Here is a 25,327-nt window from a genome sequence, read left to right as displayed (position 1 = left end):
AAAGAGCAATCCCTTAGGCGCTGTGGCCATCGGGTCAGGGCTGCGTATTCTACGCTTTCCTGCTGCGGCGTCAAGAGGTATTTACCATCTTTTTTTCGCCTGTCGTTGAAAGGACTCGAGAGCCGTTTTTCTTCGACCCTGTCACGTCTTTCGCGTTGTCGCTGTGCCGTGTCAGTGGGAGCGCATTATAGGGAGCCAAAACTTTTGTGCAAGGGCTTTTCATAAGAAAAAAGATCGCTTGCCGATCTTTTAGGCAAAAACGATCTTTTTCTGCAATTATGGCTATTTTACGCCCTAATTTACTCAGTTTGCGGCCGACTTGGGTGCATTTTCCTGTTCAATAAAGCCTTTGAGTAAGGCTATCGCCTTTGGGTCACCCCAGTCGACGAAACTACGGACAAAGGCAATCAGCTCCCCTTTACCATTAAGAATAAAGGTCGCCGGGATAGTATCGAGTGGGAATATCTGCCCCAACTGCATTTGTGGGTCGTAGTAACTGCGGAAATTTGCCATCCCCAGGGATTGTAGAAAACTGGCCACTTGCTCCTGGCCACCCTGATCGATGGAAATCGGCAGCAGGGCAAACTCCTTATCACTGAACAGCCCTTCAAGCCGTTCCAGAGCAGGCAACTCTCTGACACAGGGAGGACACCAAGTAGCCCAGATGTTGACCAACACCACTTTTCCCTTGTGTTGACTGAAATTCAATTGGTTACCGGCTTTATCCTGGAAGGGAACCACTTCCAGAGGGAAGCTGTGGGGTAGCACATTGATTTTGTCGACACTGGATTGGATCTGATTGTGATCCTTCGGCTGCATACCGGGATAAGCCTGCGCCCCCAGAGACAGGGACGCCAGCAAGAGTAATGAGTATCTGAGTTTGCTCATTACTTGTCTCGCTTCAATAGCTCATCCAACTGGCGTTGTTCTTCGGCAGACAGTTCGAGCGCTTTACCACCGGTAGTACGCTGTTTGCGGATGAAAATAAAGCCAATCAAACCACCGAACAACAGTAACGCCACAGGGCCCAGCCAAAGGACGTAGGTCTTGGTCTCAAGCCTTGGCTTATAGAGAACGAATTCGCCGTAGCGACTGGTCATGAACTGGACGATTTCATCATCAGCCTTGCCCTCTTCCACCATCTTGTACACTTCAAGACGCAGATCGCGGGCAACCGGTGAGTTGGAATCGATCAGGTTTTGATTCTGACACTGGGGGCAACGCAGCTCATGAGCCAGCGACAATGCCCGCTTCTGCTTATCAGGAGAACTGAACTCGAAGGTATCCACCGGCGTTGCCGCCACCTGAGCGGCATAACCGAGCAGGAGCGCCGCAACAGCAAAGGTTTTCAGCAACAACTTTCTCATGACGCTTTATCCTTAGCGGCCTCGGCCTGCAACTGTTGGATCATGGGATACAAGGTTTCTTTCCAAACCCGCATATCTACCGGCCCGGCATAGCGATAACGAATGACACCGTTGTGATCCACGATGAAACTCTCCGGCGCACCATATACCCCGAGATCCAGACCGAGACGACCGTCCTTGTCATAGATATTCAACGTGTAGGGGTCGCCTTGGCGAGAGAGTTCCCTTACCGCCAGCGCCCGCTCGTCACGGTAGTTGATGCCATAGATGGGCACCAAGTTTTGTCGAGCCAACTGCATCAGGTAGGGATGTTCATACTTACAGGATGGGCACCAAGTCGCCCATACGTTCAGCATAGATACCTTACCTTTAAGATCTTCGTTGGTGATCATCTCTCCCGGCGTTTCCAGTTTCTCCAGCTGGAAGGCAGGCACAGGCTTACCTTCCAACGCAGAATCCAACTGCTGCGGATTCAAGAACAGTCCCTTGTAAAGGAAGAGCCCCATCAAAAGAAACAATATCAGTGGAATAAAAAGTATTAGCTTCTTCATCTTCTTCTTACCTGTTTCAGGCTGTTGCCAGTTTGGCTTTCTTGGCTGCAGCCGCTTCTTCAGCGCGGGCCTTGGCACGATAGCGCTTATCTGAAGCCGCAAAGAAACCACCAACCATCATAAAGATACCGCCAAACCACAACCAACGAACAAAAGGTTTGTAGTTCAGTCGCACTGCAAACTCAGTACGGCTTACAGGGTCGCCCATAGTGACATAGAGATCCCGGAACAGCCCCCAGTCGATACCGGCCTCTGTCATATCCATGGTGCGAACATTGTATTGACGACGATCCGGCTGCAACAGAGCAATCTTTTCGCCATCTTTCAGTATTTCAACCTGCCCTTGCTGTGCCGTGTAGTTAGGGCCAACAACGTTACGGGTTTCCAGATACTTAAAGGTGTAACCGGCCAACTCATGGCTGACGCCTGGGCCCATGCGCACACTCTTCTCAATAGAGTAGTTGGACACCATGGTGGCCCCCACTACAGAGACAGCAATACCCAGGTGGGCGATGATCATCCCCAGTTCACTGCGGCCCATACGCGCCAAACTGACACTGCCGTCTTTCGCTTTAATCACGTTGTAACCGGCACGCAGAGTCGCCAGCACAATCCAGACAGCCGCACCTATACCCAGTGCAACCCAGATGTTGAACTCACCACCGGCAATAAATGGCGCTATCACGCCCAGTACAGCTGAAATGATCGCAGGCACTAACAATTGACGTTTGAGCTCACCCTGCTTGGATTTTTTCCAGCGAATGATGGGGCCAATACCCATAAAGGCGAACAGTACCAGCACGATGGGAACAAATACTGCATTGAAGTATGGTGGGCCAACGGAAATCTTACCCATGCCCAAAGCATCGATCAGCAGCGGGTAAAGGGTACCAAGCAATACGGTACCAGCCGCTACGGTCAGCAATACGTTACAAACCAGCAGCATGGTTTCTTTGGATTTCAGCTCAAAACGGGCAGGGCTGCTCATTTCACTGGCACGGAAAGCAAACAGTGTCAGCGAACCGCCTATGGCCAAGCCAAGCAGCAGTAGAATGAACATACCCCGGCTTGGGTCTGCCGCAAAGGAGTGCACTGAGGTCAGCACACCAGAACGAACGATAAAGGTACCCAATAAGCTCAGGGAGAAGGCAAAGATAGACAGGAGTACTGTCCAGTTACGGAAGGCACCGCGTTTCTCTGTCACTATCAAGGAGTGAACCAGCGCTGTACCGACCAGCCATGGCATAAAGGATGCGTTTTCAACCGGATCCCAGAACCACCAACCGCCCCAGCCGAGCTCGTAATATGCCCACCAGGAGCCCAGTGCGATACCACCAGTGAGGAAAATCCAGGCGGCCAGAGTCCAAGGGCGGCTCCAACGAGCCCAGGCAGAATCGAGTCGACCGCTCATCAGTGCGGCGATGGCGAAAGCAAAGCTGACAGAGAAACCCACATAACCCAGATACAGCATAGGCGGGTGGAAGATCAGACCCACATCCTGCAGCATGGGGTTAAGGTCACGTCCTTCCGCCGGGATCGGGAATAAACGTTCGAATGGACTGGAAGTGAGTAGCATGAACAGGGTAAAGCCTATGGTGATCATCGCCAACACGGCCAATACCCGAGCGGTGAACACCTCTTCCAACCCCTTACTGAAGAAGGCTACAGCTGCGGCCCATACAGAAAGTGAGAAGACCCAGAACAACAGCGAACCTTCATGCCCACCCCAGACTGCTGCAATCTTAAAGAAGATAGGCAATTGAGAATTGGAATGATGGGCCACATAGGCGACTGAGAAGTCATCGGTTGCGAAGCTGTAGCCCAGCGCGATTACCGATAAAAAGATGAATAAAAACATACCGTAACTCAGAGGCCAGGCATAGCGCACTAAGTATTGGTCTTTGCGGGCAACACCGATCAGGGGGACGGTCATCAGCAGTACAGCGAACGCCATCCCTATGATCAATGAGAAATGTCCAAGTTCTGGGATCATGGGTTTTCCTCAGTTTCCAGGTCAATGTCTGCCAAGCTTCTATTCTGGGCAGACGCACAACTACGGGGCACACACCATTACCTTATTAACTTAATCACGGCTTAAAAGCCGTAACGGTCAACAGGTATATATTACGAATTTTTGCTCATTTTAGTATTTGCTTTTGTTCCTGTCTGCCACTTTCCACCAATTATGGGTTGCGGCTCTCATTCTCCGAGAGGCCAATATCAGTAGGGAAAAGGCGGCAAGACTCAAGGCTGTGACAGGCGTTAACTAGAGAAGTTTCATTGAATTTTTTGCTGAAATTTGGAACTGTGAACCAGTGCCCAACTATGACCATTAACCCAGATGGGGGGCTTATATTACTGTTCAATGAATCATCTTTCCGTATAATCTTGCAGTCAGGCCGTGCGGTAACCCCGCTTTGTCACAAACCAACGTGAAATAAACATAATGACCACTTTTTGGATTTTTATTGCGATTGTTGTGTTAGTCAGCCTGGGGCTGATCTGGCTTCCTCACTTCCGGCAACAGAAGCTGCTCAAGGCTGAAGAGTCCGGTGTCCGCAAACAGACCAACCTGGAACTGTTTAATGAACGTCTAGCCATTCTGGAGAAGGAACGCCAGGAAGAACTGCTGGATCAAGACGAATTTGAATCCCTGAAAAAAGAACTGGAAGTCAGCTTACTGCAGGACATCAAACAAGGAGCCGACGAATCACTCGACTCTCAGGCCAAGCCTAAAGGGCTACTCTGGCCAAGTTTGATGTCGGTTGTATTACTGGTTGTTGCCGGCTACTCCTATCAGCAGTTGGGTGCCTATCAAAATATCGATTCGCCTCAACCAGAGAATCCCCATGCAGGTATGAGCACTGAGCAGATCATGATGCAGCGAGTACAGATGATGGAATCAGCTGTGCAACAGGAGCCTGAAAACAGCCAGGCTTGGTTCAGCCTGGGTCACGCCTATATCTCTGCCGGGCAATATGATCAGGCAGTCGCGGCCTTCGATAAAGTGATCGAACTTGTGGGTGTACATGCCGAGCTGCTGGGTCCTAAAGCCACCGCCCTCTACTATAAGGCTGGCCAGCAGATGATCCCTGTGGTTCAGTCGCTGATCGATCAGGCTCTGAAGCTGGATCCACAAGACCCTTCCACTTTACTGCTGGTTGGTATGGATGCTTTCTTTACCGCAGACTACAACAAGGCCATCGGCGCTTGGCAGACTATTCTCGACAGCGATAGAGCCGACGTGGATCGTGCCGCACTGATCAATGCCATTGACAGCGCCAAGATGCGTATGCAGGCAGAAGGTGGTGCCACCATGCCGAATGATGAAGCCCATAAAGGCCTGAAGGCAGCCACAGCCAAGACAGTAACACTGAATGTTTCTATCGCTCCTGAACTGGCAGCCAAGGTCAGTAATACCGATATGCTGTTCATCTTTGCCAGAGCGACGGAAGGCCCCAAAGTTCCACTGGCGGCCACCAAGGTGAGTGCCAAGTCATTACCTGTGACTGTGACTCTGGATGACTCCACCAACATGGGCGGTAACGTCAAACTCAGTGATGCAACCGACGTTGAAGTGATTGCGGTATTATCCAAGCATGGCAGCGTTAAGCCTCAGCCTGGCGATCTGCAAGGTAAGCTGGCCAGCATTAAAGTTGGTGCCAGCGGCGAACTGGTGCTGGATACCGAAATCCAGTAATCCTTGATTAACAGACATAAAAAAACCGGCTGATGCCGGTTTTTTTATGATGATACCTGATTACTTGGACATGAACTCGATAGCGTTCTTGTAATCTTCATCAGTACAATCTGTGCACATGCCACCAGGAGGCATAGCGTTCAAACCAGACTTAACGCTGTTAAGCAGGGTGTCGATACCTTTGGCCAGGCGAGGCTCCCAAGCAGCAGCATCGTGTGCTTTAGGTGCACCGGCAACACCCATGCTATGGCAGACTTGGCAGGCTTTATTGAAAACGGCCTCACCTTCTTGGGCTGACACGTTCGCAGACATAGTCAATGCAGCTACTGCGGTCATTGCTAACAGTTTTTTCATGTTCAATGTTCCTAATGCAAATACTTACAAAGCTCAACGCTGCCCTTGGTTAAAGTAGGCAGACTCATTTTAGCTCGCTAAGAGTACAACAAACTTCAACAAATCTCATCTTTTTGTGATTAAAATCGCAGCTTGTCCTGTAAATAAGGACAAAGGTCGCGAATTCATTAATATATTAGTAACAGATTAAAAAGTTCCCAAAAATTCACTTTTATTGGAAGCATATCAAATTGCTGAAACTTAGTGCGATGCAGTGGTAAACCCCAGCCAGAGCATGTGTTAGTATCTCTTGTGTTTCCTTACCGCTTGTTATAGAGGGCTCAGTGGCAGAACCAAAACCTACATCACTGCTGTCGGCAAGCAGCCTCACTTGTATTCGTGAAGAGCGGATACTGTTCGATGAACTCAGCTTCGATATCAACCCTGGCGATATAGTCCAAATTGAAGGTCCCAACGGCGCAGGTAAAACCAGCCTGCTGCGGATCCTCGCCGGTCTGTCGCGCCCATACGGGGGGGAAGTCCTGTTTCAGGGAGAAGCTATCACTCGTTGCCGCGATGAGTTCAATGAAAACCTGCTTTATCTGGGCCATCTCGCCGGCGTGAAAAGCGAACTCACCGCCGAGGAAAACCTTAACTTCAATTTAAGAATCAGTGGGTATGATGACTTTGATGCACGGGAAATCCTTGCCAAAGTCAACCTGACCGGGTTTGAAGAAGCGCTTGCAGGCCACCTTTCTGCTGGCCAACACAGACGAACCGCACTCGCCAGGCTCTGGCATACCGCCTGTAAAATCTGGATTCTGGATGAACCCTTTACCGCGATCGACAAGAAAGGGGTCGCTGAATTGGAGCAACTCTATATTCGCCATGCCGATGCCGGTGGTTGCGTCATTCTGACGACCCACCAGGATATGGGCATCATTACAGATGAAAGGTTGCGGAAAATCCGCTTGGATTATCGCTTCGTATAAGGCTTAGCAGAGATGAACAGAGGCATTAGTTTTACCAAGGCATTTTTCACCCTGCTGAAACGGGATCTACAGATTGCCGTGCGTCATCGTGGTGATATTTTTAACCCACTGCTGTTTTTTATCATAGTGGTTACCCTGTTTCCGCTGGGTATAGGTCCTGAGCCACAGGTGTTGACCCGGATTGCTCCCGGGATTATCTGGGTTGCGGCCTTGCTGGCAGCCATGTTGTCACTGGAGCGGCTGTTCAAGGCAGACTTCAGTGACGGAAGTCTGGAGCAGATGTTGCTTAGCCCGCAGCCACTGGCGCTGTTGGTACTGGCCAAAGTGTTTGCTCACTGGTTACTGACTGGCGTACCTTTAATTATAATTGCACCGCTGTTGGCTGTGCTGCTGCATCTGGACGACAACAGTTACGGCGCCCTGATAGCCACCTTGATGCTGGGGACACCTGTATTGAGTCTGCTTGGCGCCATAGGTGTTGCTCTTACAGTGGGCTTACGCAAAGGCGGCGTGCTGCTGAGCTTGCTGATTTTGCCACTGTATATACCAGTGTTGATCTTTGCGACCGGCGCGATCGACTTTGCAGCATCCAAACAACCCTATGATGGTCAGCTGGCGATTCTAGGCGCCATGCTGGTCGGTTCTTTAGTCTTGGCACCTTTTGCTATTGGTGCCTCATTGCGAGTGAGTACTAACTGAAATGTGGAAATGGTTACATCCCTACGCCGACCCTCAAAGGGCGTATCAACTGTCAGGAAAACTACTGCCTTGGTTTGCACTGCTTGCCCTGGCACTTATCGCAACCGGAACCGTGTGGGGTTTGGCATTTGCTCCCACAGATTACCAACAGGGTGACAGCTACCGTATTATCTTTATCCACGTACCTGCAGCATCCATGTCGATGGCAGCTTACATGGGTATGGCAACCGCAGCCTTCATAGGCCTGGTGTGGCAGATCAAGCTGGCCGATTGGGCAGCCGCCTCTATCGCACCAATTGGTGCCGTGGTCACCTTTATCGCTCTGTTCACTGGTGCCACCTGGGGTAAACCCATGTGGGGCACTTGGTGGGTTTGGGATGCACGCCTGACCTCTGAACTTGTGCTGTTGTTCCTGTATCTAGGGGTAATCTCCCTCTACGCCTCATTCGAAGACAAGGTGCTGGCCGCCAGAGCCGCCGGCATTCTGGCCATAGTTGGAGTGATTAATATCCCTATCATTAAGTATTCGGTTGAATGGTGGAACTCACTGCACCAACCATCCACTATCCGAATCACCGAAAAGTCGACCATGTCTACCGACATGCTCTACCCTTTATTGATCAACATATTTGGGTTTGGTTTGATGATAGGTGCCATCACTCTGGTGCGTTTCCGTGCCGAAATTCTGGCCCGTAACGGAATGCGCCCTTGGGTTAGGGAACTGGCCAAGGCCGAAGGAGTCAAATAATGCAGTTTCAATCTTTAGCAGAGTTTTTCAACATGGGCGGCTATGCCTTCTATGTGTGGTTGGCCTACGGTGTCACTTTCGTGTCCCTTAGCCTGCTTATCCTGGTCAGTTCGATGAAGAAGCGTCGGGTACTGCAGGAAATAGCATCCAAAGTGCAACGTGAGGAACGCCTCGCTCAAAACCGGAGTAACAGATCGTGAACCCAAGACGCAAAAAGAGACTGGTATTGGCTGTAGCCTTGATTGCAGGTGTTGCTGCCGTGGCTTCCTTGCTGTTATATGCCCTCAACTCCAACCTTAACCTCTTCTATACTCCCACCGAGATAGTCAATGGTAAAAAGGATACTGGCATCAAGCCGGAAGTGGGCCAGCGGATCCGCGTGGGCGGCATGGTTACTGTAGGCTCTATGGTGCGTGACCCTGAAAGCCTGCATGTTGAGTTTGCCGTACATGATGCCGCCGGCGGCGAAATCATAGTGACTTATGATGACCTTTTGCCTGATCTCTTCCGTGAAGGCCAGGGTATAGTCGCTCAGGGCGTATTGATTGAAGGTGGTAAGTTAGAAGCCTCTGAAGTGCTGGCCAAGCATGATGAAAACTATATGCCACCTGAAGTTGCCGAAGCCATGGGCCAGACCCATGAAAAGCTTGAGTACAACACGCAACAGGTCGGCGGCGCCAAGTAAATGCCCATAGATAAAAAAGCCTCTTCGGAGGCTTTTTTATTACTTGCAGAGTCTGAAATTTCTGCCACGCTAAAATTCTATAGGCTGGATACAAGGACTTAGCATGCGCGCATTGGTTTTTCTGGGGTTACTGCTTTCACTGCCAACCGGTGCCGCCAATCTCTTGCTGATTGAGTCCTACCATGCTGAATATCCCTGGGATCAAAGTTATAAAGCCGGCATAAGAGCTATCCTCGGTGATAAGCACCAATTTCACACCTTCGCTCTCGATACCAAGCGACTACCCAAAGCGCAATTTAAAATCCAGGCCGATAGTGCTTGGCAAAGATACCTGGAACTTAAACCCGATTTGGTATTTCTCGCCGATGACAATGCCTTGATGCTGCTACATGAGCGCTTCAGCCAAACCCAGACTCCTGTGGTTTATCTAGGGATCAACGGCAATCCTCGTGACTACGGAATAAAGCATACAGGTAACATTACCGGTGTGCTGGAGCGCCCCTTGTTCAAACGTTCCCTCTTGATGGCACAGGCCATGCTGCCAACCCAACCACCACACAAGTTTTTGTTACTGTTTGACTCAGGCTATACCTCGGATACAGCGGTAGCCTCCATCAAAAAGCTCAACCAAAATTTGATGATAGGCAACAACCAAATCGATATAGAACAACATCAGAAGTTCAGCAGTTGGCAGTCGTCTGTTTCGAGTGCCAGAGAACGTGGCCATGACGCCGTGTTTGTGGCCCTGTATCAAACGCTGCAAGACGATAAGCAACAAACGGTAGATGAGCTGCAGGTAGCGCGTTGGACCCACGACAACGCCACTGTGCCTCATTTTGGTTTTTGGCATTTCAGTGTCGGCCCTGAGGGCAATATTGGGGGCTATATTCTGGATGGCAACAAACATGGACGCATAGCGGGTACCATAGCGAAACAGATCCTGGCGGGCAAAATGCCGGCAGAGATATTCCCCAAGATGGATACCAGTGGTGCTTATCTATTCAGTGAGAGTGGTTTAAAGCGATGGCAACTGAGTTTGCCGGAAAGGGTCAGGGAGCAGGCCGAACTCGTGGATTGACCTTCGGCGACGAACAAATAAAAAGCCCCGCGGTTAGCGGGGCTTTTTCAGAACTTACCTGAGATTACTCAGCAGCAGCTTCAACTTCTACAGCTTCAGCAGCTTCTGGGCGACCAACCAGCTCGATGTAAGCCATAGGGGCTTTATCACCGGCACGCAGACCGCACTTCAGGATACGGGTGTAACCACCAGGACGTTCCTGATAGCGTGGACCCAGTTCGTTAAACAGTTTACCTACGACTTCTTGGTCGCGAGTACGAGCAAACGCCAGACGACGGTTTGCTACGCTGTCACTTTTAGCAAGTGTTATCAGAGGCTCAACTACGCGACGCAGTTCTTTGGCCTTCACTACGGTTGTCTTGATGATTTCATGACGAACCAGTGAACTTGCCATGTTACGGAACATGGCTTGGCGGTGACTGCTGTTGCGGTTAAGTTGACGACCACTCTTACGATGGCGCATGACCTAATCCTTATAACCTAAATCTGTACAAAACCTGGGACTTACAGGTCGTCTGCCAAACTAGCCGGTGGCCAGTTTTCCAGACGCATACCTAGCGACAGTCCGCGAGATGCCAACACATCCTTGATCTCGGTAAGAGATTTCTTACCCAGGTTAGGTGTTTTGAGCAGCTCAACTTCAGTGCGTTGTACCAGATCTCCGATGTAATGAATCGCTTCGGCTTTCAAACAGTTAGCCGAACGTACAGTTAGCTCTAAATCGTCGACAGGACGCAACAGAATCGGATCGAACTCCGGTTTCTCTTCCTTCTGCTCTGGCTCGGTCACATCACGCAATTCAACGAAGGCATCCAGCTGTTCAGCCAGGATAGTCGCAGAACGACGGATAGCTTCTTCAGGATCGATAGTACCGTTAGTGGTCATATCGATGATCAGCTTGTCCAAGTCAGTACGCTGTTCCACACGAGCTGCTTCTACATTGTAGGCAATGCGAGCAACAGGTGAGAATGAAGCATCAACCAGCAAACGACCGATTGGGCGATCATCGTCTTCGGTTTGTGCACGGGCAGAAGCCGGTACATAACCACGACCACGCTCAACACGGATACGCATGCTGATGTCATTGTTACCAGTCAGATGACAGATAACATGATCCGGGTTCACGATTGTGACATCGCCGTCGTGGGTGATGTCGGCTGCGGTAACAGGGCCTGCGCCGGACTTGCTCAGAGTGAGCATAGCCTCGTCTTTACCCTCGATAATGACTGCCAGCCCTTTCAGGTTCAGCAATATTTCAAGGATATCTTCTTGTACGCCTTCCTTACTGCTGTATTCATGCAGTACGCCGTCGATCTCGACTTCGGTAACCGCGCAGCCGGGCATAGACGACAATAGGATGCGACGCAACGCGTTACCCAAAGTATGACCGAAACCACGCTCGAGTGGCTCCAGAGTCACCTTGGCACGAGTTGGGTTAACCTGCTCGATATCAACGAGACGCGGTTTAAGAAATTCTGTAACAGAACCCTGCATTGTGTCCTCTCTTGTTTGTTAGCCTTACTTAGAGTAAAGCTCGACGATCAGCTGTTCGTTAATTTCCGCAGACAAATCGCTACGTTCTGGCAGACGCTTGAAAGCACCTTCCATTTTTGCGCTGTCGACTTCAACCCATGTAGGCTTCTCGCGTTGAGCAGCCACTTCCAGAGCAGCCTTGATACGGGCTTGCTTCTGTGACTTCTCGCGAATGCTTACAACATCATTCGCAGACACTTTGAATGACGGAATGTTAACAACACGACCGTTGACCATAATTGACTTATGGCTAACCAGCTGACGTGCTTCTGCACGAGTCGCACCAAAGCCCATACGATAAACTACGTTATCCAGACGGGTTTCCAAAAGTTGCAGCAGGTTTTCACCTGTGTTGCCTTTCAGACGTGCAGCCTCTTTGTAGTAGTTACGGAATTGCTTTTCCAGCACACCGTAAATACGACGAACTTTTTGTTTCTCGCGTAACTGCAAGCCATAATCAGACAGACGTGGCTTACGAGCGCCATGCTGTCCAGGTGCTGCTTCCAGCTTACACTTCGAATCGATTGCTCTCACACCGCTTTTCAGGAAAAGGTCAGTACCTTCCCGGCGGCTGAGCTTGAGCTTGGGACCCAAGTATCTTGCCATGATCTTTCTCCAACTATCCTAACGAAACTGCCAATTACACGCGGCGTTTTTTAGGAGGACGACAACCGTTATGAGGGATCGGCGTCACATCAGTGATGTTGGTAATTTTGTAACCAACAGCGTTCAGCGCACGAATGGCTGACTCACGACCTGGACCTGGACCCTTCACGAAAACTTCAAGGTTTTTAACACCATAATCCTGAGCGGCAGTGCCTGCGCGCTCAGCTGCCACCTGCGCAGCAAATGGAGTAGATTTACGTGAACCACGGAAACCTGAACCACCTGCAGTCGCCCATGACAGAGCGTTACCTTGACGATCTGTGATAGTAACAATTGTATTGTTGAAAGACGCATGGATATGAGCCATGCCATCAGCAACCTGTTTACGTACGCGCTTACGCGGAGAACGTGACGGAACTTTAGCCATTGTCTACCTTCCCGTTACTTCTTGATTGGTTTACGTGGACCTTTGCGAGTACGCGCATTGGTCTTAGTACGTTGCCCACGGAGAGGCAGGCTACGGCGATGGCGGAGGCCACGATAACAACCAAGGTCCATAAGACGCTTGATGTTCATTGAAACCTCACGGCGTAAGTCACCTTCTACTGAGTATTTGGCAACTTCTTCGCGTAGAGTATCGATTTGAGCTTCGCTCAATTCCTTGATCTTAGCGTCTTCGGCAATGGCTGTAGCCGCGCAGATAGCTTTAGCGCGAGTACGACCGATACCGTAGATAGCAGTCAGTGCAATGACTGTGTGCTTTTGATCAGGAATGTTAATGCCAGCGATACGGGCCACTATGCACTCCTTAAGTTAAAGGCCATCTGTGAAAAGCCCGAAAGGATACTCGACAGATGACTAGTTTGCAAACAATATTTTTGGCCAGCCCAGTTAAGAGCTGGCCAAGATTTTTCAGCCTTGACGCTGTTTGTGTTTTGGTTCAACACAGATAACGCGTACAACGCCACTACGCTTGACGATCTTGCAGTTACGGCAGATCTTCTTCACGGAAGCTCGAACTTTCATTTCATCACTCCGTAAAGCTATCTTATCGACCAAAGCGATCGAGATTCGCTTTGTTCACCAGATTAGCTTTCTTCATCACAGACTCATATTGATGAGACATCATATGGGTCTGAACCTGAGCCATGAAGTCCATGATCACAACTACCATAATCAGTAGTGAAGTACCGCCAAAATAGAACTGTACTTTCCATGCGATTAACATGAACTCCGGAATTAAACAGATAAAGGTAATATACAACGCGCCTGCCAGAGTCAAACGGGTCATCACTTTATCAATGTAACGCGAAGTCTGTTCGCCGGGACGGATCCCGGGAATAAACGCACCACTCTTCTTCAGGTTATCTGCTGTCTCGCGTGGATTAAATACCAACGCGGTATAGAAGAAACAGAAGAAAATAATTGCTGCTGCATACAACAGAGAGTACAGCGGCTGTCCAGGAGAAACTGCGAGAGAAACCTCAGACAGCCATTCCATAGACGGATTCTTACCAAACCACTGAGCCAGTGTGCCTGGGAACAGAATAATGCTGGACGCAAAAATTGGCGGAATTACGCCGGCCATATTAACCTTCAGCGGCAGGTGGGTTGACTGCGCGGCAAACACCTTACGGCCTTGCTGACGCTTGGCATAGTTAACGACGATACGACGCTGACCACGCTCCACAAATACCACGAAATAGGTTACGGCAAACACAATCACCGCAATCAACAACAATACCAGTACGTTCAAGTCGCCTTGACGCGCTTGCTCGGCCGTTTGACCGATAGCAGAAGGCAGACCGGCTACGATACCTGCGAAAATCAGGATCGAAATACCGTTACCTATACCACGCTCGGTAATTTGCTCGCCAAGCCACATCAGGAACATGGTTCCGGTGACTAAACTGACGACTGCAACAAAATAGAACTCAAAACCAGGATCGACCACCAGGCCGTTCACCAGATTTGGCAATCCTGTTGCAATACCGATCGACTGGAATGTACCCAACACCAGCGTACCCCATCTTGTATACTGGCTGATTTTCTTGCGTCCTGACTCACCTTCCTTCTTCAGTTCAGCGAGTGCGGGATGCACAACAGTCAGCAACTGCATGATGATCGAGGCCGAAATATACGGCATGATCCCCAATGCAAAAATAGAGGCGCGCTCAAGGGCACCACCCGAGAACATGTTGAACATGCCCAGGATGGTGCTCTTTTGCTGAGCAAAGAGCTCTGCCAATACAGCAGCGTCAATACCAGGAATTGGCACAAATGAACCGGCACGAAACACGATAATTGCGCCAATCACGAACAGGAGGCGAGCTTTCAATTCAGAAAGTCCACCTTTCGCGCTTTTTAAATCAAGTCCTGGTTTTGCCATCGACCTATTATTCCTCGATATTCTCGATCTTACCGCCGGCAGCTTCGATAACTGCGCGTGCACCTTTGGTTACCTTCAGACCTTTTACGGTCACTGGGCGCTCAATGGTACCTGAAAGAACGATTTTCGCAAACTGGATGTTGCGAGTTATTACGTTCGCATCTTTCAGTGCGTTCAGGTCGATAACGTCACCAGTAACTTTTGCCAGTTCGCTCAAGCGAACTTCAGCAGTTACCATAGCGATACGCGAGGTAAAGCCGAACTTAGGCAGACGGATCTTAAGTGGCATTTGACCACCCTCGAAGCCAGGGCGTACACCGCCACCGCTACGAGATTTTTGACCCTTGTGACCGCGACCAGCGGTCTTACCCAAGCCAGAACCAATACCACGGCCTACACGCTTAGGTGCAGACTTAGCGCCTGCTGCTGGAGATAAAGTATTCAGACGCATTGATTAGTCCTCCACCTTTACCATGTAGTAGACCTTATTGATCATACCGCGAACAGCAGGAGTATCTTCCAGCTCAACGGTGTGACCAATACGACGCAGACCAAGACCAGTCAGAGTGGCCTTGTGCTTAGGCAGACGGCCGATAGCACTTTTGGTCTGGGTTACTTTGATAGTTTTAGTAGCCATGGTGCATTACCCCCGAATTTCATCAACATTCAGGCCACGCTTGGCTGCAATCTGCGCTGGTGACTTCATGTGTACCAGAGCGTCAACAGTTGCACGAACGATGTTGATCGGGTTAGTAGAACCGTATGCTTTCGACAGAACGTTGTGAACGCCTGCTACTTCCAATACGGCACGCATTGCGCCACCGGCGATAATACCGGTACCCTCTGAAGCAGGTTGCATGTAAACGCGTGAACCAGAGTGGCGACCCTTCACTGGATGGTGCAGAGTGCCTTCGTTCAGGTTTACAGTAACCATGTTGCGACGGGCTTTTTCCATTGCTTTTTGAATAGCAGCTGGAACTTCACGCGCTTTACCATAGCCGTAGCCGATCTTACCGTTACCATCACCCACTACAGTCAGAGCGGTGAAGCTAAAGATACGACCACCTTTAACTACTTTAGAAACACGATTAACTGCAATCAGCTTTTCTTGCAGATCGTCTTTTTGCTGAGCTTCTAATTTAGCCATTGTTTTACCCCTTAGAACTGGAGGCCAGCTTCACGAGCGGCTTCTGCAAGAGCAGCAACACGACCGTGATACTTGAACCCAGAACGATCGAAAGCAACAACAGTTACGCCTTTTTCGATCGCGCGCTCAGCAATAGCTTTACCTACTGCTTTGGCCGCATCTACGTTACCGGTGTACTTCAGTTGTTCCTTTACTGCTTTCTCAGCAGTAGAGGCAACAGCCAACACCTGAGCTTCAGGGTTGATTACCTGAGCGTAAATGTGACGCGGTGTACGATGTACAACCAGACGGTTGACGCCCAGCTCTTGGATCTTCTTGCGAGCGCGAGTCGCGCGGCGCAAGCGAGATGTTTTCTTATCCATATCGCGTTACCTACTTCTTCTTAGCCTCTTTACGGCGTACTTGTTCGTCATCATAGCGAACACCCTTGCCCTTATAAGGCTCTGGTGGACGATAGCCACGAATTTCAGCCGCAACCTGACCAACCAGCTCTTTATCGATACTTTTCAGTACGATGTCTGTTTGGCTTGGGCATTCAGCTGTAACGCCTGCTGGCAATTGATGAACCAGAGGGTGAGAGAAACCTAAGGTCAGGTCAAGAGCGCTGCCGCTAACTTTGGCACGGTAACCCACGCCAACCAGCTTCAGCTTCTTTTCGAAACCCTGAGAAACACCAACAACCATGTTGTTGATCAGTGCACGAGCAGTACCAGCCTGTGCCCAAGCGTTAGCAACGCCTTCGACAGGAGAGAACTTGATTTCTGCACCTTCAACAACAACGTTAACTGCGCTGTTGATTACTCGAGTCAGACTACCTTTACCGCCTTTAACGGTAATAGTTTGGTCGTTTAAAGTCACCTCTACGCCGGCTGGAATAGATACTGGTGCTTTTGCTACACGAGACATTCCTAGCTCCTTACGCTACGTAGCAGATAACCTCACCACCCATGCCTGCAAGGCGGGCGGCACGATCAGTCATCAGGCCTTTAGAAGTGGACACAATTGCGACACCCAGTCCGCCCATAACCTTTGGCAGCTCGTCTTTACCTTTGTAAATACGAAGACCAGGACGGCTTACGCGCTGGATAGTCTCAACAACAGGTTGGCCCTGGAAATACTTCAGAGTGATTTCCAGTTCAGGCTTAGCGCCTTCTTCTGCTACGGCGTAGTCAGTGATGTAACCTTCATCTTTCAGCAGCTTTGCGATAGCAACTTTCAGTTTGGCAGAAGGCATCTTCACAGATACTTTGTTAGCAGCTTGGCCGTTACGAATACGGGTCAACATATCCGCAATAGGATCTTGCATGCTCATATTAGCTTACTCCGTGACAAGTGCTTACCAGCTGGCCTTACGCAGACCAGGAACTTCACCACGCATGGTTGCTTCACGCAGCTTGATACGGCTCAGGCCGAATTTGCGCAGGAAACCATGAGGGCGGCCAGTTTGATTACAGCGATTGCGTTGACGCGATGCGCTTGAATCACGTGGTAGAGCTTGCAGCTTAAGAACCGCATCCCAACGAGCTTCGTCAGAAGACTCAGGGCTGCTGATGATAGCCTTAAGAGCTGCACGCTTTTCAGCATACTTGGCCACGAGCTTTGCACGTTTTGCTTCACGTGCCTTCATTGACAGTTTTGCCATTTCGCTACCCCTTATTTCTTGAATGGGAAGTTGAAAGCATCAAGCAAAGCGCGACCTTCTTCGTCAGTATTCGCAGAGGTAGTGATAACAATATCCATACCACGAATCTTATCGACTTTATCGTAGTCGATTTCTGGGAAGATGATCTGCTCGCGCACGCCCATCGCGTAGTTACCACGGCCGTCGAACGACTTAGCGCTCAGACCACGGAAGTCACGGATACGAGGGATTGCGATGTCAACTAAACGCTCAAAGAATTCCCACATACGCTCACCGCGCAGGGTCACTTTACAGCCAATAGGGTAGCCTTCACGGATTTTAAAACCAGCAACTGACTTACGAGCTACAGTCACAACTGGTTTTTGGCCGGCAATAGCAGTCATATCACGGACAGCATTTTCCATGATTTTCTTGTCAGCTACGGCTTCGCCAACACCCATGTTCAGGGTGATTTTCTCAATCCGAGGGACTTGCATGACACTGGTATAACCGAACTTTTTAGTCAGTTCAGCAACAACAGTCTCTTTGTATCTATCATGCAGTTTCGCCATCGTTTACTCCAGTTACTTAACGAGTTCACTGTTCGATTTGAAGAAACGGACTTTCTTACCGTCTTCGAATCGGAAACCAACACGATCCGCCTTGCCAGTGACAGGGTTAAAGATCGCAACATTAGATGCTTGAATCGGTGCTTCTTTCTCAACGATACCACCAGTCACACCCAGTTGTGGGTTAGGCTTCTGGTGCTTCTTAACGAGATTGATGCCTTCAACAATTAACTTACCGGTAGTAAGTACACGAGTAACCTTACCGCGCTTACCCTTATCCTTACCGGCCAGTACAATTACTTCGTCTTCACGACGGATTTTTGCTGCCATTTTGAAGCTCCTTACAGTACTTCTGGTGCCAGCGACACAATCTTCATGAATTGCTCAGTACGCAGTTCACGTGTCACAGGTCCAAAGATACGAGTACCAATCGGGGCAAGGTTTGCGTTAAGCAATACCGCTGCATTCCGATCGAAGCGAATGACAGAACCGTCTGGACGACGTACGCCTTTCTTAGTACGGACTACCACCGCGTTATACACATCACCTTTCTTCGCTTTAGCGCGAGGAATGGCTTCTTTAACAGAAACCTTGATGATGTCGCCGATACCGGCATAACGACGATGAGAGCCACCCAAGACCTTAATACACTGAACTCTGCGCGCGCCGCTGTTACATGCGACATCGAGAGTCGATTGCATTTGGATCATTTTAAGTGCTCCGCTATCGTTACTACACAATCCCCACCATGGGGCTAAATAAACACCACTTTTGCCGTTCAAATCGGTCAAAAATGGCGCGCAAGTATAACACCATAAATAGAGGATGGATAGTATTAAAAAACAAACGGCCCCGAAAAGGAGCCGTTTACCAGTTAACCTAATTAAAAATTAGGCCTTGCTTACTACTTCAACCAGGGTCCATGACTTGGTCTTGGACAGAGGGCGACATTCGCGAATAGACACGAAATCACCTTCTTTACACTGGTTTTGTTCGTCATGTGCATGGATCTTAGTAGTACGTTTGATGTACTTACCGTAGATTGGGTGCTTAACTTGACGCTCAACAGCTACAGTGATGGACTTGTCCATCTTGTCGCTGATGACTTTACCCTGCAAAGTACGGATTTTCTCAGACATTATGCACCTGCCTTAGAAGTAATAATGGTCTTAACGCGCGCAATGTTACGGCGCACTTGTTTCAGCTGGTGAGTTTGTGCCAGCTGACCAGTGGCGTGTTGCATACGCAGGTTAAACTGCTCACGCAGCAGACCAAGCAGTTCAGCGTTCAATTCCTCAACGCTCTTTTCTCTCAGTTCGCTCGCTTTCATTACATCACCGTCTTAGTTACGAAGGTAGTCTTGATAGGCAGTTTAGCAGCGGCCAGTGCGAAAGCTTCGCGGGCCAGCTCTTCTGAAACGCCATTCATTTCATAGAGTACCTTACCTGGTTGAATCTGACATACCCAGTATTCAACGTTACCTTTACCTTTACCCATACGCACTTCAAGAGGCTTAGAGGTAATTGGCTTGTCAGGGAAAACCCGGATCCAGATTTTTCCTTGACGCTTAACGTGACGTGTCATTGCACGACGGGCAGATTCGATCTGACGAGCAGTCAAACGGCCGCGGCCAACTGCTTTCAGACCAAATGTACCGAAGCTAACTTCAGTACCGTTCGCCAGACCGCGGTTGCGGCCTTTGAACATTTTGCGAAACTTCATACGTTTAGGTTGCAGCATTGCCGGCTCTCCTATTTACCACGAGGCTTGCGCTTAGGTTGCTGCTTCGGCTCTTCGATCTGAGGCATGATACCGTCCAGAACTTCACCTTTGAAGACCCAAACTTTAATGCCGATCACACCGTATTGAGTGTGACTTTCAGAGGTTGAATAGTCGATGTCAGCACGCAGTGTATGCAGAGGCACACGGCCTTCGCGATACCACTCGGTGCGCGCAATCTCAGCGCCGCCTAAACGGCCACTAACTTCAACTTTGATACCTTTAGCGCCCAGACGCATAGCGTTCTGTACCGCACGCTTCATAGCGCGACGGAACATAACACGACGTTCCAGCTGTTGAGCGATTGAATCGGCAACCAGCTTGGCGTCCAACTCAGGCTTGCGGATCTCAGCGATGTTAATTTGCGCAGGAGTGCCAGTAATTTTGGCAACTTCAGCACGCAGAACCTCAACGTCTTCACCTTTCTTACCGATCACAACACCTGGACGGGCAGTGTGAATGGTAACGCGGATGCTTTTCGCTGGGCGTTCGATAACGATCTTAGATACTGATGCGGCTTTCAGCTTCTCTTCGAGAAACTTACGCACTTCCCAGTCGCCGTGCAGATTAGCAGCGTAGTCTGCTTTATCAGCGTACCAGGTAGAGATCCAAGGCTTAGTGATACCCAGACGGATACCATTAGGATGTACTTTCTGTCCCATTGCTCTCTCCTAGCGATCTGATACAACCACAGTAATGTGGCTGGTACGCTTCATGATACGGTCGGCGCGGCCTTTAGCACGTGGCATGATGCGCTTCATGGTTGGGCCTTCATCAACGAAGACTTTTCCAACTTTCAGTTCATCAATGTCGGCACCTTGATTGTGCTCAGCATTGGCAATGGCTGAATCCAGTACTTTTTTGACCAGTACGGCGGCTTTCTTGGGGCTGAAGGTCAGGATCTCGAGGGCCTTGGAAACAGGCAGACCGCGGATCTGATCAGCTACCAGACGAGCCTTTTGAGGCGACGTACGGGCAAAACGATGTTTAGCTAAAACTTCCATCTTACTCCTCCCGTATTAGCGCTTCTTCGCTTTCTTATCAGCAGCATGGCCGCGATAAGTGCGAGTTGGTGAGAATTCACCAAGCTTGTGGCCGATCATTTCGTCAGTTACGAACACAGGAACGTGCTGACGACCATTATGGACAGCGATGGTCAAACCAATCATGTTTGGAATGATCATAGAGCGACGTGACCAAGTCTTAATAGGCTTCTTGTCACCTGCTTCCACCGCTTTCTCTACCTTCTTCAGCAAGTGCAGGTCAATGAATGGACCTTTCTTGAGAGAACGTGGCATGGCGAATCCTCTTACTATTTATTACGACGACGTACGATGTACTTGTCAGTGCGCTTGTTACTACGGGTCTTGTAACCCTTAGTTGGCACACCCCATGGAGTCACTGGGTGACGACCACCAGAAGTACGGCCTTCACCACCACCATGTGGGTGGTCTACTGGGTTCATTGCAACACCACGAACTGTTGGGCGTACGCCTCTCCAGCGCTTGGCACCAGCTTTACCCAGCTGACGCAGCATGTGCTCGGCGTTACCAACTTCACCCAGAGTCGCGCGGCAATCAACTGGCACTTTGCGCATTTCGCCAGAGCGAAGACGCAGAGTGGCATAAGCGCCATCACGAGCTACAACTTGTACATAAGCACCGGCAGAACGTGCAATTTGAGCACCTTTGCCAGGTTTCATTTCAACAGCGTGAACTACGCTACCAACTGGGATGTTACGCAGTGGCAGGGCGTTACCTGTCTTGATTTCAGCTTCTACGCCAGAAACGATTTTGTCACCAGCCTGCATGCCTTTGGCAGCCAGGATATAGCGACGCTCACCGTCTGCGTACAGTACCAGCGCGATGTGCGCAGTACGGTTTGGATCGTATTCCAGACGCTCAATCTTCGCTGGGATACCATCTTTATCACGTTTGAAGTCAATAAGACGGTAGTGTTGCTTATGACCACCACCAACGTGACGAACAGTGATACGACCAGTGTTGTTACGGCCGCCACTCTTAGATTTTTTCGCCAACAGGCCAGCAAAAGGTTTACCCTTGTGCAGGTCAGTGTTCACCACTTTAACGACGTGGCGACGACCTGGAGAGGTTGGCTTACACTTAATAACTGCCATGAGTAATCTCCTTACGCTTCAGCGCCGACGAAATCGATGTCAGCACCCTCAGCCAGAGTAACATAGGCTTTTTTCCAATCGCTGCGACGACCAGCACGGGCACCGTGACGCTTGGTTTTGCCTTTGTTCACCAGAGTGCGAACTGAATCAACTTCAACTTCAAACAGTTTTTCAACTGCAGCTTTGATCTCTGCTTTAGTGGCGTCGATAGCTACACGGAAAACTACAGTGTTGTTCTTCTCAGCAACCACAGTGCTCTTTTCAGAGATGTGAGGCGCCAGAATAACTTTCAGTAAACGTTCTTCGCGGATCATGCCAGCATCTCCTCGATTTGCTTAACAGCATCAGCAGTTACCAGCACTTTGTCGAACGCGATCAGGCTTACTGGGTCGATACCAGCAACATCACGAACATCAACCTTGTACAGGTTGCGAGCTGCCAAGAACAGGTTCTCGTCAACTTCGGAAGTCACAATCAATACGTCTTCCAGACCCATGTCTTTCAGCTTGGCCTTCAGCTCTTTAGTTTTAGGAGCTTCAACAGCAAACTTTTCAACAACGATCAGACGTTCTTGACGTACCAGCTCGGACAGAATGCTCTTCAGAGCGCCGCGGTACATTTTCTTGTTGACTTTCTGGCTGTGATCCTGGGTTTTAGCAGCGAAAGTTACGCCACCGCCACGCCAGATTGGGCCCTTGACACCACCCGCACGAGCGCGGCCAGTACCTTTTTGGCGCCATGGCTTTTTGCCAGAGCCAGTCACTTCAGCGCGAGTTTTCTGAGCACGAGTGCCCTGACGCGCGTTTGCAGCGTAAGCTACAACTACCTGATGAACCAGTGCTTCATTAAAGTCACGGCCGAAGGTAGTTTCGGAAACTTCAAGAGCGCTTTGCGCGTCTTTCAATACCAATTCCATTACTATCTCCTCAGACCTTAGGCTTTAACGGCAGGCTTGATGATCAGGTCGCCATTGGTAGCGCCTGGAACAGCACCTTTAACCAGCAGCAGGTTACGCTCAGCATCTACACGTACTACGTCCAGATTTTGAGTGGTAACACGCTCAGCACCCATGTGGCCTGACATTTTTTTGCCTTTGAATACGCGACCTGGCGTCTGGTTCTGACCGATAGAACCGTTAGCACGGTGCGCCAATGAGTTACCGTGAGTCATATCCTGGGTACGGAAGTTCCAGCGCTTAACGCCACCTTGGAAACCTTTACCTTTTGATTGACCGGTAACATCTACTTTCGCTACGTCAGCGAAGATATCTACGTTCAGCTCAGCACCAACTTCAATGCCTTCGCCTTCACCGTCTGCCAGACGCATTTCCCACAAACCACGGCCGGCGTCAACGCCCGCTTTGGCAAAGTGACCTGCTTCTGGTTTAGTGATGCGGTTGGCTTTTTTGGCACCAGTAGTAACTTGAAGTGCACGGTAGCCGTCGTTTTCCAGAGTTTTCACCTGAGTAACGCGGTTTGCATTTACTTCAATTACAGTAACAGGGATAGACACGCCATCTTCGGTGAAGATGCGGGTCATACCCACTTTACGACCAATAAGACCGATAGCCATCTCTCAAACCTCTTCTAAGGATCTCAATTAACCCAAGCTAATCTGTACGTCGACACCAGCCGCAAGATCCAGACGCATCAGCGCGTCGACTGTCTTCTCAGTTGGCTCTACGATGTCAACCAAACGCTTGTGAGTACGGATTTCGTATTGGTCACGAGCATCTTTATTAACGTGCGGAGAGATCAAAACGGTATAACGCTCTTTGCGCGTAGGCAGTGGGATAGGACCACGTACCTGGGCGCCAGTACGCTTAGCAGTTTCAACGATTTCCGCAGTAGACTGATCAATCAAACGATGATCAAATCCTTTCAAGCGGATACGGATTCTTTGGTTCTGCATTGACCAGAGCTCCTAAAATGGACACATAAAAAATCACCCTCTAGCCATTTCCTTTCTTGGAAAGACAGAGCGAGATGATTTAACCGTTCGACTCCCAATCGGAGTCGCTGTATTTGTGTTTAGCCCCTAGGGCTAAATCAACTTTGTCGCTTACTCAAGTTAAGCGAGGAGGCTATTATACTCATCCAGTTACGGATTACAAGCCTACTGTCGGAATTATCAACAGCATTAACGCTGTCAAAAAGTGGCGCAGATTATACTGACTTTAGCACTCATTGCCAACCGTTTTTGAACGACTGACAAACGGCCAATAAAAAGGCGACCCTGGGGTCGCCTTTTTACGATAGCTTAGATCAGCAATTAAGCGATGATCTTGGCTACAACACCAGCACCAACTGTACGGCCACCTTCACGGATGGCGAAGCGCAGACCTTCGTCCATCGCGATTGGGCAGATCAGAGTTACTGTCATCTTGATGTTGTCACCTGGCATTACCATCTCTACGCCTTCTGGCAGTTCGATAGTACCGGTCACGTCAGTTGTACGGAAGTAGAACTGTGGACGGTAGCCTTTGAAGAATGGGGTGTGACGACCACCTTCTTCTTTAGACAGGACGTAAACTTCTGATTCGAACTTGGTGTGTGGAGTGATTGAACCAGGCTTAGCCAGTACTTGACCACGCTCTACTTCATCACGCTTGGTACCACGCAGCAGGATACCGCAGTTCTCACCGGCACGACCTTCGTCCAGCAGCTTACGGAACATTTCTACACCAGTACAGGTAGTCTTGGTAGTGTCGTGGATACCCACGATTTCTACTTCATCACCAACTTTGATGATACCGCGCTCTACACGACCTGTTACTACAGTACCGCGACCAGAGATTGAGAATACGTCTTCGATAGGCAGCAGGAATGGCTTATCGATATCACGCTCTGGCTCAGGGATGTAGGTATCCAGTGCTTCAGCCAGTTCGATGATCTTGGCTTCCCACTGAGCATCGCCTTCCAGAGCTTTCAGAGCAGAACCCTGAATTACTGGCAGGTCATCACCTGGGAAATCGTACTCAGACAGCAGTTCACGAACTTCCATCTCTACCAGTTCCAGCAGCTCTTCATCGTCTACCATGTCACACTTGTTCATGAATACGATGATGAAAGGTACACCTACCTGACGAGACAGCAGGATGTGCTCACGAGTCTGTGGCATTGGGCCGTCAGTAGAAGCTACTACCAGGATTGCGCCGTCCATCTGGGCAGCACCGGTGATCATGTTTTTAACATAGTCAGCGTGACCTGGGCAGTCTACGTGGGCGTAGTGACGAGTTGGAGTGTCATACTCGATGTGAGAGGTATTGATGGTAATACCGCGCTCACGCTCTTCTGGAGCGTTATCGATCGCTGCGAAGTCACGCGCCTCACCACCGTAAGTCTTAGACAGTACAGTTGAGATAGCAGCAGTCAGAGTGGTTTTACCATGGTC

At 49.8% G+C, this 25,327-nt stretch carries 41 protein-coding genes; 7 read left to right on the top strand and 34 right to left on the bottom strand.

The genetic code is table 11. The annotated features are described in order from the left end of the window. Positions 1-303 precede the first annotated feature (303 nt). The 4 genes from ACMHXI_RS11025 to ACMHXI_RS11010 are packed head-to-tail and all read right to left on the bottom strand — an operon-like array spanning position 304 to position 3,911. On the bottom strand, positions 304-888 hold the full coding sequence (locus ACMHXI_RS11025; protein WP_109248977.1) for a TlpA disulfide reductase family protein: 585 nt from the start codon (positions 886-888) through the stop codon (positions 304-306). Further along, complete coding sequence (gene nrfF / locus ACMHXI_RS11020; RefSeq protein WP_025889965.1) at positions 888-1,367, bottom strand: heme lyase NrfEFG subunit NrfF; 480 nt, start codon at positions 1,365-1,367, stop codon at positions 888-890. Before nrfF ends, ACMHXI_RS11025 begins: the two co-directional genes overlap by 1 nt. Next, positions 1,364-1,918 (bottom strand): DsbE family thiol:disulfide interchange protein, encoded by a 555-nt coding sequence (locus ACMHXI_RS11015; RefSeq protein ID WP_208184359.1) that lies wholly within the window; start codon positions 1,916-1,918, stop codon positions 1,364-1,366. Before ACMHXI_RS11015 ends, nrfF begins: the two co-directional genes overlap by 4 nt. Before the next feature lie 16 nt (positions 1,919-1,934). Next, positions 1,935-3,911: a heme lyase CcmF/NrfE family subunit gene (locus tag ACMHXI_RS11010; protein ID WP_208184358.1), complete on the bottom strand. Its 1,977-nt coding sequence runs from the start codon at positions 3,909-3,911 to the stop codon at positions 1,935-1,937. A 453-nt stretch (positions 3,912-4,364) separates the two neighbouring features. On the opposite strand from ACMHXI_RS11010, the gene ccmI reads away from it, so the two are divergent. Then, positions 4,365-5,618, top strand: a complete 1,254-nt coding sequence (ccmI, locus tag ACMHXI_RS11005; RefSeq protein ID WP_096142833.1) for a c-type cytochrome biogenesis protein CcmI — start codon at positions 4,365-4,367, stop codon at positions 5,616-5,618. Between the two features lie 60 nt (positions 5,619-5,678). Here ccmI and ACMHXI_RS11000 read toward each other — a convergent pair whose 3' ends face one another. Next, positions 5,679-5,972 carry a c-type cytochrome gene (locus tag ACMHXI_RS11000; RefSeq protein WP_025011985.1) on the bottom strand — a complete coding sequence of 98 codons (294 nt, stop codon included), beginning with the start codon at positions 5,970-5,972 and terminating at the stop codon, positions 5,679-5,681. A 323-nt stretch (positions 5,973-6,295) separates the two neighbouring features. Between ACMHXI_RS11000 and ccmA the strand changes: the two genes are divergently transcribed. The 6 genes from ccmA to ACMHXI_RS10970 all read left to right on the top strand — a co-directional run bounded on the left by ccmA (position 6,296) and on the right by ACMHXI_RS10970 (position 10,153). Next, entirely contained in the window at positions 6,296-6,943 is a 648-nt protein-coding gene (gene ccmA, locus ACMHXI_RS10995) for a cytochrome c biogenesis heme-transporting ATPase CcmA (RefSeq protein ID WP_028781247.1), read from the top strand. Between the two features lie 12 nt (positions 6,944-6,955). Then, entirely contained in the window at positions 6,956-7,642 is a 687-nt protein-coding gene (gene ccmB / locus ACMHXI_RS10990) for a heme exporter protein CcmB (RefSeq protein WP_025011984.1), read from the top strand. 1 nt (position 7,643) lies between these two features. Next, positions 7,644-8,390, top strand: a complete 747-nt coding sequence (locus tag ACMHXI_RS10985) for a heme ABC transporter permease (RefSeq protein WP_025011983.1) — start codon at positions 7,644-7,646, stop codon at positions 8,388-8,390. Continuing rightward, positions 8,390-8,590 carry a heme exporter protein CcmD gene (gene ccmD / locus ACMHXI_RS10980; protein WP_025011982.1) on the top strand — a complete coding sequence of 67 codons (201 nt, stop codon included), beginning with the start codon at positions 8,390-8,392 and terminating at the stop codon, positions 8,588-8,590. Before ACMHXI_RS10985 ends, ccmD begins: the two co-directional genes overlap by 1 nt. Next, complete coding sequence (gene ccmE, locus ACMHXI_RS10975) at positions 8,587-9,075, top strand: cytochrome c maturation protein CcmE (RefSeq protein ID WP_025889966.1); 489 nt, start codon at positions 8,587-8,589, stop codon at positions 9,073-9,075. Before ccmD ends, ccmE begins: the two co-directional genes overlap by 4 nt. Positions 9,076-9,178: 103 nt before the next feature. After that, a complete protein-coding gene (locus ACMHXI_RS10970; RefSeq protein ID WP_413734916.1) occupies positions 9,179-10,153 on the top strand; it encodes an ABC transporter substrate-binding protein in 975 nt (324 codons plus the stop codon). 64 nt (positions 10,154-10,217) lie between these two features. Here ACMHXI_RS10970 and rplQ read toward each other — a convergent pair whose 3' ends face one another. The 29 genes from rplQ to tuf form a co-directional block, all read right to left on the bottom strand. Beyond that, positions 10,218-10,616, bottom strand: a complete 399-nt coding sequence (rplQ, locus tag ACMHXI_RS10965) for a 50S ribosomal protein L17 (RefSeq protein ID WP_028781249.1) — start codon at positions 10,614-10,616, stop codon at positions 10,218-10,220. A gap of 41 nt (positions 10,617-10,657) precedes the next feature. After that, entirely contained in the window at positions 10,658-11,647 is a 990-nt protein-coding gene (locus tag ACMHXI_RS10960; RefSeq protein WP_025011980.1) for a DNA-directed RNA polymerase subunit alpha, read from the bottom strand. 24 nt (positions 11,648-11,671) lie between these two features. Further along, positions 11,672-12,292: a 30S ribosomal protein S4 gene (gene rpsD, locus ACMHXI_RS10955; RefSeq protein WP_025011979.1), complete on the bottom strand. Its 621-nt coding sequence runs from the start codon at positions 12,290-12,292 to the stop codon at positions 11,672-11,674. A gap of 34 nt (positions 12,293-12,326) precedes the next feature. Further along, on the bottom strand, positions 12,327-12,719 hold the full coding sequence (gene rpsK, locus ACMHXI_RS10950; protein ID WP_025011978.1) for a 30S ribosomal protein S11: 393 nt from the start codon (positions 12,717-12,719) through the stop codon (positions 12,327-12,329). Between the two features lie 14 nt (positions 12,720-12,733). Then, positions 12,734-13,090, bottom strand: coding sequence for a 30S ribosomal protein S13 (gene rpsM, locus ACMHXI_RS10945; RefSeq protein WP_025011977.1), 357 nt, complete (start codon positions 13,088-13,090; stop codon positions 12,734-12,736). A 114-nt stretch (positions 13,091-13,204) separates the two neighbouring features. Further along, positions 13,205-13,318 (bottom strand): 50S ribosomal protein L36, encoded by a 114-nt coding sequence (gene rpmJ, locus ACMHXI_RS10940; protein ID WP_006083579.1) that lies wholly within the window; start codon positions 13,316-13,318, stop codon positions 13,205-13,207. A gap of 22 nt (positions 13,319-13,340) precedes the next feature. Beyond that, positions 13,341-14,681, bottom strand: coding sequence for a preprotein translocase subunit SecY (gene secY, locus ACMHXI_RS10935; protein ID WP_025011976.1), 1,341 nt, complete (start codon positions 14,679-14,681; stop codon positions 13,341-13,343). Positions 14,682-14,688: 7 nt separating this feature from the next. Beyond that, on the bottom strand, positions 14,689-15,132 hold the full coding sequence (gene rplO / locus ACMHXI_RS10930) for a 50S ribosomal protein L15 (RefSeq protein ID WP_025011975.1): 444 nt from the start codon (positions 15,130-15,132) through the stop codon (positions 14,689-14,691). 3 nt (positions 15,133-15,135) lie between these two features. After that, complete coding sequence (gene rpmD, locus ACMHXI_RS10925; RefSeq protein ID WP_025011974.1) at positions 15,136-15,318, bottom strand: 50S ribosomal protein L30; 183 nt, start codon at positions 15,316-15,318, stop codon at positions 15,136-15,138. Between the two features lie 6 nt (positions 15,319-15,324). Further along, positions 15,325-15,828, bottom strand: coding sequence for a 30S ribosomal protein S5 (gene rpsE, locus ACMHXI_RS10920; protein ID WP_025011973.1), 504 nt, complete (start codon positions 15,826-15,828; stop codon positions 15,325-15,327). Positions 15,829-15,839: 11 nt separating this feature from the next. Continuing rightward, on the bottom strand, positions 15,840-16,190 hold the full coding sequence (gene rplR / locus ACMHXI_RS10915) for a 50S ribosomal protein L18 (RefSeq protein WP_025889969.1): 351 nt from the start codon (positions 16,188-16,190) through the stop codon (positions 15,840-15,842). 10 nt (positions 16,191-16,200) lie between these two features. Next, positions 16,201-16,734: a 50S ribosomal protein L6 gene (rplF, locus tag ACMHXI_RS10910; protein WP_025011971.1), complete on the bottom strand. Its 534-nt coding sequence runs from the start codon at positions 16,732-16,734 to the stop codon at positions 16,201-16,203. Between the two features lie 10 nt (positions 16,735-16,744). Then, complete coding sequence (gene rpsH, locus ACMHXI_RS10905; protein WP_025011970.1) at positions 16,745-17,140, bottom strand: 30S ribosomal protein S8; 396 nt, start codon at positions 17,138-17,140, stop codon at positions 16,745-16,747. Positions 17,141-17,164: 24 nt separating this feature from the next. Further along, complete coding sequence (gene rpsN / locus ACMHXI_RS10900) at positions 17,165-17,470, bottom strand: 30S ribosomal protein S14 (RefSeq protein WP_025011969.1); 306 nt, start codon at positions 17,468-17,470, stop codon at positions 17,165-17,167. Between the two features lie 11 nt (positions 17,471-17,481). Further along, entirely contained in the window at positions 17,482-18,021 is a 540-nt protein-coding gene (gene rplE, locus ACMHXI_RS10895; protein ID WP_025011968.1) for a 50S ribosomal protein L5, read from the bottom strand. A 12-nt stretch (positions 18,022-18,033) separates the two neighbouring features. Continuing rightward, complete coding sequence (gene rplX / locus ACMHXI_RS10890) at positions 18,034-18,348, bottom strand: 50S ribosomal protein L24 (RefSeq protein WP_025011967.1); 315 nt, start codon at positions 18,346-18,348, stop codon at positions 18,034-18,036. Between the two features lie 11 nt (positions 18,349-18,359). After that, positions 18,360-18,728 carry a 50S ribosomal protein L14 gene (gene rplN / locus ACMHXI_RS10885; RefSeq protein ID WP_011494644.1) on the bottom strand — a complete coding sequence of 123 codons (369 nt, stop codon included), beginning with the start codon at positions 18,726-18,728 and terminating at the stop codon, positions 18,360-18,362. A 180-nt stretch (positions 18,729-18,908) separates the two neighbouring features. Then, positions 18,909-19,157 (bottom strand): 30S ribosomal protein S17, encoded by a 249-nt coding sequence (rpsQ, locus tag ACMHXI_RS10880; RefSeq protein ID WP_025011966.1) that lies wholly within the window; start codon positions 19,155-19,157, stop codon positions 18,909-18,911. After that, on the bottom strand, positions 19,157-19,348 hold the full coding sequence (rpmC, locus tag ACMHXI_RS10875; RefSeq protein WP_011758342.1) for a 50S ribosomal protein L29: 192 nt from the start codon (positions 19,346-19,348) through the stop codon (positions 19,157-19,159). Before rpmC ends, rpsQ begins: the two co-directional genes overlap by 1 nt. After that, positions 19,348-19,758 carry a 50S ribosomal protein L16 gene (rplP, locus tag ACMHXI_RS10870; RefSeq protein WP_025011965.1) on the bottom strand — a complete coding sequence of 137 codons (411 nt, stop codon included), beginning with the start codon at positions 19,756-19,758 and terminating at the stop codon, positions 19,348-19,350. The genes rpmC and rplP overlap by 1 nt, the downstream gene beginning before the upstream one ends. An 11-nt stretch (positions 19,759-19,769) precedes the next feature. Continuing rightward, positions 19,770-20,459: a 30S ribosomal protein S3 gene (rpsC, locus tag ACMHXI_RS10865; protein ID WP_025011964.1), complete on the bottom strand. Its 690-nt coding sequence runs from the start codon at positions 20,457-20,459 to the stop codon at positions 19,770-19,772. A gap of 9 nt (positions 20,460-20,468) precedes the next feature. Continuing rightward, positions 20,469-20,801 (bottom strand): 50S ribosomal protein L22, encoded by a 333-nt coding sequence (gene rplV / locus ACMHXI_RS10860; RefSeq protein WP_025011963.1) that lies wholly within the window; start codon positions 20,799-20,801, stop codon positions 20,469-20,471. 15 nt (positions 20,802-20,816) lie between these two features. Next, positions 20,817-21,095 carry a 30S ribosomal protein S19 gene (gene rpsS / locus ACMHXI_RS10855; RefSeq protein WP_025011962.1) on the bottom strand — a complete coding sequence of 93 codons (279 nt, stop codon included), beginning with the start codon at positions 21,093-21,095 and terminating at the stop codon, positions 20,817-20,819. Between the two features lie 14 nt (positions 21,096-21,109). Further along, positions 21,110-21,934 carry a 50S ribosomal protein L2 gene (gene rplB, locus ACMHXI_RS10850; RefSeq protein ID WP_025011961.1) on the bottom strand — a complete coding sequence of 275 codons (825 nt, stop codon included), beginning with the start codon at positions 21,932-21,934 and terminating at the stop codon, positions 21,110-21,112. Between the two features lie 11 nt (positions 21,935-21,945). Beyond that, the gene (gene rplW, locus ACMHXI_RS10845; RefSeq protein ID WP_025011960.1) at positions 21,946-22,248 is read right to left on the bottom strand and encodes a 50S ribosomal protein L23; all 303 of its coding nucleotides are present in this window, start codon (positions 22,246-22,248) and stop codon (positions 21,946-21,948) included. Then, positions 22,245-22,850 (bottom strand): 50S ribosomal protein L4, encoded by a 606-nt coding sequence (gene rplD / locus ACMHXI_RS10840; RefSeq protein ID WP_025011959.1) that lies wholly within the window; start codon positions 22,848-22,850, stop codon positions 22,245-22,247. The genes rplW and rplD overlap by 4 nt, the downstream gene beginning before the upstream one ends. A 17-nt stretch (positions 22,851-22,867) precedes the next feature. Further along, entirely contained in the window at positions 22,868-23,506 is a 639-nt protein-coding gene (gene rplC, locus ACMHXI_RS10835; protein ID WP_025889970.1) for a 50S ribosomal protein L3, read from the bottom strand. A 27-nt stretch (positions 23,507-23,533) separates the two neighbouring features. Further along, on the bottom strand, positions 23,534-23,845 hold the full coding sequence (gene rpsJ, locus ACMHXI_RS10830; RefSeq protein ID WP_011635639.1) for a 30S ribosomal protein S10: 312 nt from the start codon (positions 23,843-23,845) through the stop codon (positions 23,534-23,536). Positions 23,846-24,205: 360 nt separating this feature from the next. Then, the coding region (tuf, locus tag ACMHXI_RS10825) for an elongation factor Tu (RefSeq protein WP_144168092.1) at positions 24,206-25,327 on the bottom strand (1,122 nt) is incomplete at its 5' end.

The sequence above is a fragment of the Shewanella sp. BJSY2023SW005 genome (genome assembly GCF_047314585.1).
GTDB classification, from domain to species: domain Bacteria; phylum Pseudomonadota; class Gammaproteobacteria; order Enterobacterales; family Shewanellaceae; genus Shewanella; species Shewanella algae.
Note: the sequence above shows the minus strand (reverse complement) of the source record. Positions and strands in the feature narration are given on the sequence as shown.

Bases quoted from the DNA above. Each gene is read 5' to 3' on its own strand.
- ACMHXI_RS11025 (WP_109248977.1), bottom strand. From the start codon at position 888: ATGAGCAAACTCAGATACTCATTACTCTTGCTGGCGTCCCTGTCTCTG.
- nrfF (WP_025889965.1), bottom strand. From the start codon at position 1,367: ATGAGAAAGTTGTTGCTGAAAACCTTTGCTGTTGCGGCGCTCCTGCTC.
- ACMHXI_RS11015 (WP_208184359.1), bottom strand. From the start codon at position 1,918: ATGAAGAAGCTAATACTTTTTATTCCACTGATATTGTTTCTTTTGATG.
- ACMHXI_RS11010 (WP_208184358.1), bottom strand. From the start codon at position 3,911: ATGATCCCAGAACTTGGACATTTCTCATTGATCATAGGGATGGCGTTC.
- ccmI (WP_096142833.1), top strand. From the start codon at position 4,365: ATGACCACTTTTTGGATTTTTATTGCGATTGTTGTGTTAGTCAGCCTG.
- ACMHXI_RS11000 (WP_025011985.1), bottom strand. From the start codon at position 5,972: ATGAAAAAACTGTTAGCAATGACCGCAGTAGCTGCATTGACTATGTCT.
- ccmB (WP_025011984.1), top strand. From the start codon at position 6,956: ATGAACAGAGGCATTAGTTTTACCAAGGCATTTTTCACCCTGCTGAAA.
- ACMHXI_RS10985 (WP_025011983.1), top strand. From the start codon at position 7,644: ATGTGGAAATGGTTACATCCCTACGCCGACCCTCAAAGGGCGTATCAA.
- ccmD (WP_025011982.1), top strand. From the start codon at position 8,390: ATGCAGTTTCAATCTTTAGCAGAGTTTTTCAACATGGGCGGCTATGCC.
- ACMHXI_RS10970 (WP_413734916.1), top strand. From the start codon at position 9,179: ATGCGCGCATTGGTTTTTCTGGGGTTACTGCTTTCACTGCCAACCGGT.
- rplQ (WP_028781249.1), bottom strand. From the start codon at position 10,616: ATGCGCCATCGTAAGAGTGGTCGTCAACTTAACCGCAACAGCAGTCAC.
- ACMHXI_RS10960 (WP_025011980.1), bottom strand. From the start codon at position 11,647: ATGCAGGGTTCTGTTACAGAATTTCTTAAACCGCGTCTCGTTGATATC.
- rpsD (WP_025011979.1), bottom strand. From the start codon at position 12,292: ATGGCAAGATACTTGGGTCCCAAGCTCAAGCTCAGCCGCCGGGAAGGT.
- rpsK (WP_025011978.1), bottom strand. From the start codon at position 12,719: ATGGCTAAAGTTCCGTCACGTTCTCCGCGTAAGCGCGTACGTAAACAG.
- rpmJ (WP_006083579.1), bottom strand. From the start codon at position 13,318: ATGAAAGTTCGAGCTTCCGTGAAGAAGATCTGCCGTAACTGCAAGATC.
- secY (WP_025011976.1), bottom strand. From the start codon at position 14,681: ATGGCAAAACCAGGACTTGATTTAAAAAGCGCGAAAGGTGGACTTTCT.
- rplO (WP_025011975.1), bottom strand. From the start codon at position 15,132: ATGCGTCTGAATACTTTATCTCCAGCAGCAGGCGCTAAGTCTGCACCT.
- rpmD (WP_025011974.1), bottom strand. From the start codon at position 15,318: ATGGCTACTAAAACTATCAAAGTAACCCAGACCAAAAGTGCTATCGGC.
- rpsE (WP_025011973.1), bottom strand. From the start codon at position 15,828: ATGGCTAAATTAGAAGCTCAGCAAAAAGACGATCTGCAAGAAAAGCTG.
- rplR (WP_025889969.1), bottom strand. From the start codon at position 16,190: ATGGATAAGAAAACATCTCGCTTGCGCCGCGCGACTCGCGCTCGCAAG.
- rplF (WP_025011971.1), bottom strand. From the start codon at position 16,734: ATGTCTCGTGTAGCAAAAGCACCAGTATCTATTCCAGCCGGCGTAGAG.
- rpsH (WP_025011970.1), bottom strand. From the start codon at position 17,140: ATGAGCATGCAAGATCCTATTGCGGATATGTTGACCCGTATTCGTAAC.
- rpsN (WP_025011969.1), bottom strand. From the start codon at position 17,470: ATGGCAAAACTGTCAATGAAGGCACGTGAAGCAAAACGTGCAAAGCTC.
- rplE (WP_025011968.1), bottom strand. From the start codon at position 18,021: ATGGCGAAACTGCATGATAGATACAAAGAGACTGTTGTTGCTGAACTG.
- rplX (WP_025011967.1), bottom strand. From the start codon at position 18,348: ATGGCAGCAAAAATCCGTCGTGAAGACGAAGTAATTGTACTGGCCGGT.
- rplN (WP_011494644.1), bottom strand. From the start codon at position 18,728: ATGATCCAAATGCAATCGACTCTCGATGTCGCATGTAACAGCGGCGCG.
- rpsQ (WP_025011966.1), bottom strand. From the start codon at position 19,157: ATGTCTGAGAAAATCCGTACTTTGCAGGGTAAAGTCATCAGCGACAAG.
- rpmC (WP_011758342.1), bottom strand. From the start codon at position 19,348: ATGAAAGCGAGCGAACTGAGAGAAAAGAGCGTTGAGGAATTGAACGCT.
- rplP (WP_025011965.1), bottom strand. From the start codon at position 19,758: ATGCTGCAACCTAAACGTATGAAGTTTCGCAAAATGTTCAAAGGCCGC.
- rpsC (WP_025011964.1), bottom strand. From the start codon at position 20,459: ATGGGACAGAAAGTACATCCTAATGGTATCCGTCTGGGTATCACTAAG.
- rplV (WP_025011963.1), bottom strand. From the start codon at position 20,801: ATGGAAGTTTTAGCTAAACATCGTTTTGCCCGTACGTCGCCTCAAAAG.
- rpsS (WP_025011962.1), bottom strand. From the start codon at position 21,095: ATGCCACGTTCTCTCAAGAAAGGTCCATTCATTGACCTGCACTTGCTG.
- rplB (WP_025011961.1), bottom strand. From the start codon at position 21,934: ATGGCAGTTATTAAGTGTAAGCCAACCTCTCCAGGTCGTCGCCACGTC.
- rplW (WP_025011960.1), bottom strand. From the start codon at position 22,248: ATGATCCGCGAAGAACGTTTACTGAAAGTTATTCTGGCGCCTCACATC.
- rplD (WP_025011959.1), bottom strand. From the start codon at position 22,850: ATGGAATTGGTATTGAAAGACGCGCAAAGCGCTCTTGAAGTTTCCGAA.
- rplC (WP_025889970.1), bottom strand. From the start codon at position 23,506: ATGGCTATCGGTCTTATTGGTCGTAAAGTGGGTATGACCCGCATCTTC.
- rpsJ (WP_011635639.1), bottom strand. From the start codon at position 23,845: ATGCAGAACCAAAGAATCCGTATCCGCTTGAAAGGATTTGATCATCGT.